Source organism: Staphylococcus kloosii (assembly GCF_032139365.1).
Lineage (GTDB): Bacteria > Bacillota > Bacilli > Staphylococcales > Staphylococcaceae > Staphylococcus > Staphylococcus kloosii_A.
Genome location: NZ_JAVTDB010000003.1, coordinates 12,170 through 24,166, shown reverse-complemented (window position 1 = coordinate 24,166; position 11,997 = coordinate 12,170). Strand labels below are relative to the sequence as shown.

The 11,997-nt window shown below is 33.4% G+C and carries 10 protein-coding genes; all 10 read right to left on the bottom strand.

All coding sequences use genetic code 11. The annotated features are described in order from the left end of the window. Positions 1–176: 176 nt before the first annotated feature. Positions 177–1,211: a glycosyltransferase family 2 protein gene (locus RPL90_RS00290; protein WP_313541311.1), complete on the bottom strand. Its 1,035-nt coding sequence runs from the start codon at positions 1,209–1,211 to the stop codon at positions 177–179. A gap of 232 nt (positions 1,212–1,443) precedes the next feature. Continuing rightward, positions 1,444–2,283, bottom strand: a complete 840-nt coding sequence (locus tag RPL90_RS00285) for an aldo/keto reductase (RefSeq protein WP_313541309.1) — start codon at positions 2,281–2,283, stop codon at positions 1,444–1,446. A 308-nt stretch (positions 2,284–2,591) separates the two neighbouring features. Continuing rightward, positions 2,592–3,941 carry a hemolysin family protein gene (locus tag RPL90_RS00280; protein WP_313541307.1) on the bottom strand — a complete coding sequence of 450 codons (1,350 nt, stop codon included), beginning with the start codon at positions 3,939–3,941 and terminating at the stop codon, positions 2,592–2,594. A gap of 312 nt (positions 3,942–4,253) precedes the next feature. Next, positions 4,254–6,203: a PTS fructose transporter subunit IIABC gene (locus RPL90_RS00275; protein WP_313541305.1), complete on the bottom strand. Its 1,950-nt coding sequence runs from the start codon at positions 6,201–6,203 to the stop codon at positions 4,254–4,256. Between the two features lies 1 nt (position 6,204). Beyond that, positions 6,205–7,128 (bottom strand): 1-phosphofructokinase, encoded by a 924-nt coding sequence (gene pfkB, locus RPL90_RS00270; protein ID WP_313541303.1) that lies wholly within the window; start codon positions 7,126–7,128, stop codon positions 6,205–6,207. Then, positions 7,125–7,883 (bottom strand): DeoR/GlpR family DNA-binding transcription regulator, encoded by a 759-nt coding sequence (locus RPL90_RS00265; protein WP_313541301.1) that lies wholly within the window; start codon positions 7,881–7,883, stop codon positions 7,125–7,127. Before RPL90_RS00265 ends, pfkB begins: the two co-directional genes overlap by 4 nt. Positions 7,884–8,123: 240 nt before the next feature. Next, positions 8,124–8,600, bottom strand: a complete 477-nt coding sequence (ybaK, locus tag RPL90_RS00260) for a Cys-tRNA(Pro) deacylase (protein ID WP_313541299.1) — start codon at positions 8,598–8,600, stop codon at positions 8,124–8,126. Between the two features lie 82 nt (positions 8,601–8,682). Beyond that, a complete protein-coding gene (gene galU, locus RPL90_RS00255; protein ID WP_313541296.1) occupies positions 8,683–9,552 on the bottom strand; it encodes a UTP--glucose-1-phosphate uridylyltransferase GalU in 870 nt (289 codons plus the stop codon). A gap of 129 nt (positions 9,553–9,681) precedes the next feature. Beyond that, a complete protein-coding gene (locus RPL90_RS00250; protein WP_313541294.1) occupies positions 9,682–10,419 on the bottom strand; it encodes a hypothetical protein in 738 nt (245 codons plus the stop codon). Positions 10,420–10,644: 225 nt separating this feature from the next. Then, the gene (norA, locus tag RPL90_RS00245; RefSeq protein ID WP_313541291.1) at positions 10,645–11,811 is read right to left on the bottom strand and encodes a multidrug efflux MFS transporter NorA; all 1,167 of its coding nucleotides are present in this window, start codon (positions 11,809–11,811) and stop codon (positions 10,645–10,647) included. Positions 11,812–11,997 lie beyond the last annotated feature (186 nt).

Here is an 11,997-nt window from a genome sequence, read left to right as displayed (position 1 = left end):
GCAGTAGACGACTGAATTGAAATTGCGCTTATATCTAGCCGCTTTTAACGCTAGTCATCTTTGCCGGGGCGGGACTACAAAATCTTCTTATAAAAATAAGATTTTTGTCCCGATCCCTCTTATTATTTAAAATCTTACGCTTATATTAGATATGACTCGTGATAACCTATAGTCACTTATTTATTATCAATAGTCGTCTTATTTGATTGACGTCTGGCAGCTTCTTCAAGGTCTTGTGTATAATCCACGTCCATTTGATCACCATCTCTAGACTGATCATTAATATTCGTTGCTAACACGATATATTTAGGTCTTTGTTTAACCTCGTAATAAATGCGACCAATATATTCTCCGATGATACCAATCGATATAAGCTGAATACCACCAAGCAGTAGAATAGCGGCGATAGTGGAGAAATACCCCGGTGTATCTATACCATCAATTAAAATGCCGCAAAAAATGTATATAATATATAACATACTAATAAAAGAGACAAACAAACCTAAATATATTACTGCTCTTAACGGCTTATTGTTAAAAGAAATAAGTCCATCAATTGCATAATTTAATAGATTGCCAAAAGACCATTTGGATTCGCCTTCTTCTCGTTCAACATTTTCATAAGTGAAAACTTTTGTATTATAGCCAATCCATTCATATAACCCTTTGGAAAATCGATTGTATTCTTCTAATGAAGCAATAGATTTCACTGCCCTATTACTCAACAGTCTGAAATCACCAACACCATCTTCAAGATTAATATCTACAAAATAATTAATTATTTTATAGTAACTACGTGTCAGTAATTTTCTTGGTTTTTTCTCGCCTTCACGATTACGTTTAGCAATGACTTGATCGTAGCCATCCAAGTAACCTTCTATCATTTGAGGTATGAATTCAGGAGGATGTTGTAAATCCGCATCTATCATAATTACAGCATCACAGTCAGTACTATATTGATAACCTGCAAGCATGGCAGACTCTTTACCAAAATTTCTACTAAAAGAAATAAACTTGATATGTCTGTCTTTATTGGCAATATCTTGAATATAATTTATAGTAGCATCTTTGCTACCATCATCGACAAAGAGCACTTCATAGTCATATTGTCGACGTTCACTGTCTTGCGCTAACATTTCAGTTAATCGCTTATAGGTATTTACAATAACTTCACCTTCATTATAACAAGGTACAATGACCCTTATGTTCATGCATTTGCCACCCTCATTCTTTATTTTTACTTACATTTCCAATCCTATACCATCGTTATAATAAGCCGATTTACACTAAACTAATAGTTGTGTTCGCTTGTTCTAATCGTAAAATTGATACTTATAGTCCTTTCAAAAAGTATATTTATTTTAGCAAATTAAGTATCATAGCTAAATCAAATCATTGTAATACTTTCATCTTATTTTTCAATATCCTATTTAAATGACACTGTTATTTTAAAGTACCCATACATACATCATTAGGATTGTTACCTTGGCGTTGATTTCTATTTAAACTATCAATTTCTGCGATATCTGTTAGTTCTAAATTGAAGTCTAATATATTATAATTTTCTTTAATACGTGCTGGAGTTTTTGATTTTGGTATAACCAATCTATTATGTGCTAAATGCCACCTAAGTACTATTTGAGCTGGCGTCTTGTCATATGCTTTAGCAATATTAACAATTGTAGGATGTTCTAATAAACCTTTATTTCTCATTAGAGGCATCCAAGCTGTCACTGCAATATCTTTATCATCACAATATGCTTGTAACTCACGTTGATCAAAATAAGGGTGTACTTCAATCTGATTCACTGCTGGCTTAACTTTAGTTTCTTTCATTAAAGTTTCTAAATGATGTTGTTCGAAATTACATACGCCTATTGCTTTTATTTTTCCTTCTTCATACAACGCTTCCATCGCTTTGTAACTTTCAATAAATAGCCCATCTTCTTCACATGGCCAATGTATTAAATATAAATCTAGATAATCTGTTCCTAAATTTTTTAACGTTTTATTAAAATATTCTTTTGTACTATTGTAACCTTGATAGTCATTCCATAGTTTAGAAGTTATAAATAAGTCTTCTCTATCGATATCTGCACTGCGTAAAGCTTGTCCTAGAGCTTGTTCATTATCATAAAAATATGCAGTATCAAAAGCACGGTAACCAGCCTCTAATGCACTATGGACAGCTATCTCCATTTCCTCATCTGTAATTTTATATACCCCTAAACCAATTTTAGGCATAGGGTAGCCATTGTTTAAATAATATATGTCATTGCCCATAGCTATTCTCCTCTCAGTCAATAAAAATATTAAAATAATACATTTACTATATTTCCAGTTTTTATAAATTTAATCATTACGATTTCACTACATTACGTAATTTTAAGTAATAATATAGTAGTACTGTTATATTGTTTATTTTTCATTCCACAGATTTTAGTAACTTTCAACATTTAAAAGTAGTTTATTACGTTTATTACTTTGTTGCATTGATAATAAACGACATTTTCTCAACAGTTATCACACTAGTTATCTAAAAGTAAAAGCACGATAAATCCCTTTAAACAAGATTTATCATGCTTCGTATATTAGTCTGCGTCTGATTCTTCTTCATTCTCGGTATCAGCTACGCGTTCTTTATTATATTCAATTTTTAATATTACTGAGATAATCTGATGATTTTCAATTTCTGAAATAATCCAGCGATCGAATTCGGTATCGACATAATCTTTTTGTTGCAAATTAGTGTTATGTGCTTGTAACCATCCACCAATTGTATCAATATCTTCAGAATCTTTAAATTCAATGTCGAATTGTTCATTTAAATCATCTAACAATACGCGACCATTTATTTGATATGTTTTATCGTCTTTTTTAACGATATCGTTTACTTCGTCGTCGTCAAATTCATCACGTATTTCTCCAACTATCTCTTCTAGGATATCTTCCATTGTCAAAATACCTGCCGTACCGCCATATTCATCAATAATTAAACTAATATGAACATGTTCACGTTGCATTCTAACTAAAGCATCACTAATACGAGTTGTTTCTGAAATCATTGGTAACTCATGTACAAAGTTGCCTATTTTAATAGGTTTGCCTGAAGCATACTCAGTTAAAAACTCTTTAACATTTATAAAACCTTTGACATGATCTTTATCACCATCTTCGGTAATCGGATAACGTGTGAACTGATATTCTTTGATCGTTTCTAATAATTCATCCACATTGAATGGCTCATTCATAGTTATCATTTGAGTTCTAGGAACCATAATATCTTTCGCATGGCGTTCATCAAACGAAAAAATATTTTGCATATAAGCCAATTCAGTTTGGTTTATTTCTCCACCGTTATAACTATTATTTATAATAATTTTAATTTCTTCTTCTGACATCGCGTCATTATTTGCATCAGGATTAACACCAAGCATACGTATAATCACACGCGCTGAACCATTCATTAACCAAATTAATGGTTTCATAACGATACCAAAATAATAAAGCGGTCTTGAATAGATAAGCGCTAATTTTTCTGTGTATTGAATTGCTAATGTTTTAGGTGCTAATTCACCTAATACAACGTGTAAATATGTTACAACAATGAATGCAATAATGAATGAAATTGTCGTAGTTAGGGGTTCAGGCAAATGTAATAATTCAAATAATGGGTGTAATAATTTGTCAAAAGTCGGTTCCCCTAACCAACCTAATCCAAGTGATGTTACAGTGATACCAAGTTGACAAGCAGATAAGTAATAATCTAAATTACTAATCATTTTTTTCACAACTTTAGCATTACCATTACCTTCTGCTGCTAATTGTTCAATTTTTGTTGCTCTCACTTTAACTAACGCGAATTCCGAACCTACGAATACAGTGGTCAATGCAATTAAAAGAAAAAATATTACTAAGTTTAATATGGGTACTGTTTCCAATTAACTCCCTATTACTAGGGATTCACCTCCAAATTTTACGTGTCACAATAGATGACCGTCTTCGTTTTAAATTTTGATAATTACTCGTAATAAAGACTAAATCCTTCCCATTGTAACACCTCCCAAAAAATTGACGTATGAATTTTATTTTATCATATCATAACTGCAAGTTGTAACATTGCGCATTAATTTAATAACAATATTTATCACTAAAATAAACACATCTAATAGTTACTATTATTAGCAATCTTTACACAACAAAACGTTACCACCTAATCTGCATTAGGTGGTAACGTTTTATTAATTTTATCATTATTCGTTCATAGCTTCTGACGCTTCTGCTTCTACTTGTGTCACTTTTGGTTTTAATAAACCGTATATCATAGCTGCCACAACTGCACCTATGATTATCGCAATTAATGATTGCAATGCGTGTGTTATATCTGTTGCGAGGATAACGATAATACCACCATGTGGCGCTTGTATTGCTGAACCCAAACCTAATGCGATAGCTCCTGCTACACCTGATCCAACCATCATTGATGGGATAACGCGTAGTGGATCAGCAGCTGCAAATGGTATCGCACCTTCAGTTATAAATGAGAAGCCCATAACAAAGTTAGGAATAATTGACCCTTTTTGTTCTTTTGTAAATTTCTTACGGAACATCAGCATAGCAATTGAAATTGCGATTGGAGGCACCATACCACCAATCATTGCTGCTGTAATAGGCGCGCTATTACCTTCAGTTAATGCAGCAGTCGCAAATACATATGCGGCTTTATTAAATGGACCGCCCATATCAATCGCCATCATTGCGCCAATGACTAAACCAAGTAACACAATATTAGCGCCAGATAGACCGTTTAGACCATTTAATAATAAGTTATTTAACCATGAAGCAGGTGGATTAATAACGTATACCATTAATAGTCCAGTTATCGTAACTGATAATACCGGATAAATTAAAGTTGGTTTTAGACCTTCTAAAGATTGAGGTAAACCACTAACTAGACGTTTAACACCTTGAGTTAAGTAACCTGCTAAGAAACCTGCTAAAATACCACCAATAAACCCTGCATCACCTGATATAGCTAACATACCACCTACTAAACCAGCAGCGAAACCTGGTTTATCGGCGATACTTCTAGCAATGTAACCTGCTAAAATTGGAATAATTAATGCAAATGCACTATTTTTACCAATATTCCACAGCTGTTCTGCGAATGCATTATGTTCAGAACTTTTCGGATCGAAAGAGTTGGCACCAAATAAAAAGACGATTGCCATCAAGATACCACCAGAAATAACTAATGGTAACATATTCGATACACCATTCATAAGATGTTTGTAGATAGTTTTCCCTACACCTTGGTTATTGTCCTCAGTAGCTTGGCTACGTTTACCACCGGAAGCCACAAATGGTTTCCTAGATGTATCTTGCGCTAAATTTATTAATGTCTCTGGTCGTTTTATACCATCTGCTACAGGTACTTCTACTACATTTTTACCGTCGAAACGGTCTGTTTCAACGTGTACATCAGCCGCAACAATAATGCCGGTAGCTTTAGCAATATCATCATCAGTCAATGCGTTTTTCACACCACCTGATCCATTTGTTTCTACTTTTATTTGTACACCCATTTGTTTAGCTTGTTTTTTCAATGAATCTCTTGCCATATAAGTATGAGCAATACCAGTTGGACAAGCAGTTACAGCTAATATATAAGGTTCATCGTTTGCTTCATCATCTGTTGATCTAGTTGTAGCCACGCCTTGTTGCTCAGCGTTTTCTTCTTCAGTTGCTTCATCATCTGCACGGTCAATAATCTGTAGTACTTCTTCAGGTGATTGGGCCGCTAATAAATCTGCTCTAACTTTATCGTCCATCAATATACCTGATAACTTAGCTAAGGCATCGAGATGCGTTTGTGCCCCTCCTTCTGGGGCTGCAATCATAAAGAATAAATGAGCTGGTTGCATATCAAGACTTTGATAATCAACACCACTTTGTGATTTACCAAAGGCGATAGCCGGTTTATTTACAGCCGCAACTTTAGCATGTGGTATGGCAATACCTTCACCAATACCAGTAGTACTTTGAGCTTCGCGATCAAATATAGCTGATTTAAATGCTTCAGCATCATTTAAAATTCCCGCTTCATCGAGTTGCGTTACTAGCTCATCTATGACCCCATTTTTCTCCGTGGCATTTAACTCCATTGCTATCGTATCTTTTGTTAATAATTCAGTTATTCTCATCTTAATCACTCCCATCAAGTTTATGAATTTCAACTTGTGATTCTATATTTTTAATTGCTTCACTTTGTGCTAAGTCATCATTAAATGCTGTTGCCGTCCCCGCAGCAACTGCTAACTTAAATGCGGATGACACTGAATAGCCACTCGTTAAACCAGCAACCATCCCCGCTACTGTGCTATCACCCGATCCAACAGTATTTATGACTTTTCCTTTAGGAACTGTGGCTTTGAAGCTTTGCTGATGGTCAACGTAAATTGCTCCTTCTCCCCCAAGTGACACAATCACTGATTTTGCACCCTGTGCTAATATTTCACGGCCATACTTAACAACTTCTCTGTCACTGTTAAGCGAAACATCAAACATAACCTCTAATTCGTCTTTATTAGGCTTAATAAATAACGGACCAAATGGTAATACACTTTCAACTAAGTGTTTCTCAGCATCTACGACTAATTGAGCACCTGTCGTTTTAGTAATAGCAGCTATTTTTTCATAAACATTATTACCAATACTTTTCGGTACACTACCCGCCACGATAACAATATCGTCAGCCGTAGTATTTTTAATTTTTTCAAGTAATGTATTTAATTGTTCCTCAGTAATTTGAGGACCTGGTGCATTGATTTCTGTTTCATTGTCAGTTTTTAATTTCACATTGATACGCGTGTCCTCATCCACAGTGACGAAATCCGTGTTAATGTTACTGTTTAATAACGTATCTTTAATAAAGTTTCCTGGAAAGCCACCTACAAATCCTAAAGCGGTTGATGCGACATTTAATGTTTGCAGAACTCTTGAAACATTAATGCCTTTTCCCCCAGCAAATTTATGCGTCGATGAGGCACGATTTAAACCATCAATTTGGAAGTCTTTTGAGACCATAATATAATCTATTGATGGGTTAAAAGTTACTGTATAAATCATCGTTTTCCTCCTAATATGTCATAATGACGACTAAATAAATCATAATTTTCAATTTGTTTAATTTTTTCTGAAGTGATTATCGATACATCTTGATCAATAGGTACATTGGTGAAAAAGACGTTATTAAATTTTGAGCTGTCAGCAACAACGAATTTATTTAACGCTTGTTTCAATGCATATTTTTTAACAAAAGCTTCTTGATCATCTGGTGTAGTTAAACCATAGTTTATATCGATACCATTAATACCTATAAATGCCTTATCAAATCGATAACGCCCAAGCGTCTCAATGGCACTAGGTCCGACAGTAGCAAATGTATTGGGTTTAACTTGACCACCAATTGTTATCGTTTTAATACCATTTTTGATTAATTCTTCAACGTGGGTAAGTCCATTGGTTACGACTGTAATGTTACTGCTAGTAATAAAAGGAATCATTTCTAACGTAGACGAACCAGCATCTAAAAATACACAATCGTTATCTTCGATTAATTCAGAAGCTATTCGTGCTATATCTTTCTTTTCTTGAAGATTTTGGCTACGTTTATCCATAAGATTAGGTTCTAAGACAACTGACTGGTTTAATGTAGCACCACCATGTAAACGCGTTAATTTTCCTAATTGTTGCAACTTAGATAAATCTCTACGTATAGTAGATGCACTACAGCCTATATTGTCGATTAATTCTTGTAATGATAAGAAATCCTTTTTTGAAAGTTCATTCAAAATCAATTCATGACGTTTTTCTGTAATCATCTTCCCACCTCATCTCACGATTAGTATAATGTATACGTTTTCTTTAAGCAATCATTTTTTATCATTTTCATTCAAAAACAATCATATTAATCGATGATTTAAGCTGAAATCATTCAAAATCAACCATTTACTGCCAGCCACTTTGCATAAGAAATAAAAAAACAGTAGCAATTCAATTTTAATACTGAATTGCTACTGCTTTTGTAGTCACATTGCAACTTATAATCACGTTGTAACTCATTATTCTATTATATTGGCAGTTGCTGCTTCTGCTATATGAATCAAATCTTGGCTATTTATTTTAATTTGCATGCCTCGTTCTCCGCCACTAACATAAACATCTTGCAACTGTAATGCACTTTCGTCAATATAGGTTGGAAATTGCTTTTTCATACCTATAGGTGAACAACCACCTCTCACATAACCTGTAACTTGTTTCAGACGCTCAAGTGGTAATAATGTTAATTTCTTTTGTTGTGCGGTATGCGCTGCCTGTTTCATATTCAACGTTTTCTCGACTGGAATTACAAATACAAAACATTCATGTTGTGCATTTTCTAATACTAGCGTTTTATACACGAACTTAACATCTACACCAACAATTTGCGCAACCGTAGCCCCATCCATATGTTTATTCGTAACCTCATATTTGTTTATCTCATAATCAATGTTAGCTTTTTCTAATATACGCATCGCATTAGTTTTTTTATGTTTCATAAGAGACACCTTCTAGAGTTATTTTCAATGTTACTTCAAACGTTAGATGTTAAAAGCAACAATATTTAACTTCACTATTCATTTAATCAAGGTTGAGTGATTTGATAAATGTTTTCAATTCATCATTCATCGATTGATCTTTTAGTGCAAATTCAATCGTTGTTTTAACAAAACCTAACTTTTCACCAACGTCAAAACGGTCACCTTCGAAATCATATGCAAAAACTTGATCATCTTTGTTCAAACGTTCAATCGCATCTGTTAGCTGTATTTCGCCACCTGCACCTTTACCTTGTGTCTCTAAATAATTGAATATTTCTGCTGTAAGGACGTAACGTCCCATTATTGCTAAATTCGAAGGCGCAGTGCCTTCAGCTGGTTTTTCAACAAACTGTTTCACTTCATAGCGTCGACCTTGTTGTGCTATAGGGTCAATGATGCCATATCTATGCGTTTCTTCTTCTGGAACTTCTTGAACACCTATCACTGACTTTTCAGTTTGTTCATAAATATCCATAAGTTGTTTGATTGCGGGCGTATCCGATTCAACGATATCATCACCTAACAATACAGCGAATGGTTCATCACCTATAAATTGACGTGCTGAATAAATAGCATGCCCTAATCCCTTTTGTTCTTTTTGTCTTACATAGAAAATATTGGCTAATTCAGTTGAATATTTTACGCGTTCTAATAAATCATCTTTCCCTTTTTCTTCTAAAATCATTTCTAATTCTTTTTGGTTATCAAAATGATCTTCTATCGCTCTTTTATGTTTACCTGTAACGATAATAATGTCTTCGATTCCAGCTTTTGCCGCTTCTTCCACTATGTATTGAATTGTCGGTTTGTCTAATATAGGCAACATTTCTTTAGGCATTGCTTTCGTTGCTGGTAAAAATCTTGTACCTAACCCCGCAGCAGGTATGATTGCTTTTTTTATCTTTTTCACAAAGTTCACCCTTTTCATAATATATACTTTATTCATCAATATCGTATCATTGATTCTTTTATGGAATAAAAAATTCACATAAATCGAGTTTGATTTATGTGAATCATAACATTTTTTAAAACACGTCGGCTACTTCATTGTTGGTAAATTAACTACACTACCTGAATTTGTTACATGTGCTTTTAAGCGTTTGTGATTTAATGGATTAACAAATAAATAAGTCATCCCTTTTGTAGTACGACTGATATGACTTAATGTCGCTTGGGGTGACAATTGATCTTGCGCGTATCGCTGTGCTATGACGCCCATTTCTTGTTTAGACACAGTAATATTATGTCCCTCAGTTTTATTTGGTTTGAATGCGTCATCATAAATATGCGCCTTATTTTGAGCATCCACTGTCACTCTATAATAAGTGCCCTGTTTTTTAGCATTTTCAAAAGTGAAAACATAATAATATTTACCTTTATAACTTTTATCGATGGCATAGTCATTATATCGATTATGAGTTTGATTCGTACTATTTACTAATGATTGGGCGGAACCTAAACTTGAAGTAAATGGAGGTAAGTGTTTATTTGCTATTTCATCATTATTAGATACTTGAGTAGTATTTTGGGCAATAGGCGTAGCATATTTATCATTGCGCGGATTATTTAAACCTGAAGGTTGAATAGCTGCATCAATTGTATGATGATATGCAAAAATACTTTCAACTTTATTAACAACAACTTTTTTTACTGTGGGTTTACTACAAATCAATTCATGAACTTTTACAAGCGCATTTTGATTCATTGAGATAAATAACAGGAAGGCTAGAAAGCACGCTAGTAAAAAAGTTACTAACCCTAACATTAAATTTTTCATAACTTACCTCCCCGTCACTGATTTATTTTAATAAATAGTAACATAAAAAAAGGTATATAACGGTAAGTGTAGTGCAATTTAAAAAAATTGTAATGTATGTAACATATTTATTACGAATTTAAAAATTACTATAACAAAATTGTCACTTCATCACTAATATTTTAAATTCCTCAAAAAAACACTCTTATCTTTATTATTAGATAAAAGTGTTGGTTAATAACTTAATTAAGCTTGTGCTTTTTTACGTTTCATTCTAAACGCTTTTTCAATGAAGATTACAATTATTCCTAAAATCATAACGACTACTGACATATATAGTGGTAATTCAAAATTAACATCAAAAAGTGAACCTGCCACTAATGGCCCAATAAAATTACCCATACTCGTAAACGTAGAGTTTAAACCACCCGCAAAGCCTTGACGATCTCCTGCGATATTTGAAAAGTAATTCGTAATTGCTGGACGAATCATGTCAAATCCAATAAAGACGATGAAACTGACTATCATAATGCCCCAATAACTTTGCGTTATCGTCAATGCGACTAAAACAATAGCAGAATATATCAATGCATAAATTATAAAATTGAGTTCACTGAAATATTTCATGAATTTATCAAAAAAGAACACTTGGAATACTGCACCTGCAATCCCACCACCAGTAACAGCAATAGAAATATCCAATGGTGAATAGTGAGCCTTATCTGCAGTATATAATGGAAACAATGTCTCAAATGAAGACAACCCAAATGCTAAAACGAGCGTTAAAATGATTGGTGTTAAAAATACTTTCCACTTTATTTTACTCAACATCTCCGGCTGATAATTTGTAAAACCAGCCGTCGTCGCTTTCTTAGGATTATGAATAAGTATAATAGATAAAATTAAAGCTAAAATGCCACTAAAACCTGCAACGAAGAATGGTAAACGGTGTGAAAATTCAGCTAAAAATCCACCTAATCCAGGTCCTAAAATAAAACCAGAATTAATAATGGCAGACATATAACCAAAATTCTTAGCTTTATCTCCTGCAGGTGATATATCAGCTATTAAGCCTGTTACACCTGGCATTACCATACCTGCACTAAAACCACCTAATATTCTTGATACAATTAATAAGGTGAAGGAGTGACTAATCGCAAAGAGAAATTCTGAAATTGCGAAAAGTAGCAAACCAATACATATGATTAGCTTTTTACCAAGTTTATCGGCTAGCGTACCACCAAAAGGTGATATGATCATTTGAGCCAATGCAAAGACAGCTACTAAGATTCCTAAATCGCTACCTTTTAAGCCTAAATCTTTCAAATATACTGGTAATACAGGAACGATTAACCCTATACCTAAGAAAACTAAAAATATATTAAAATATAAGACGTAAAACTGTTTATTCATAATTCACTCTCCCCACACTCAAATTAAAGGTTTTTAATTGGATTATTATACAATTTATCAACGTGCATATTTTGCATAATATTACAATATTTTATTACAACTATCATAATGAACACAATAGAAAAATTTAAATTTTTCGAGTTATAAAGAAAACCACTCTGGGTAAGTAATAATTATACAGAAATA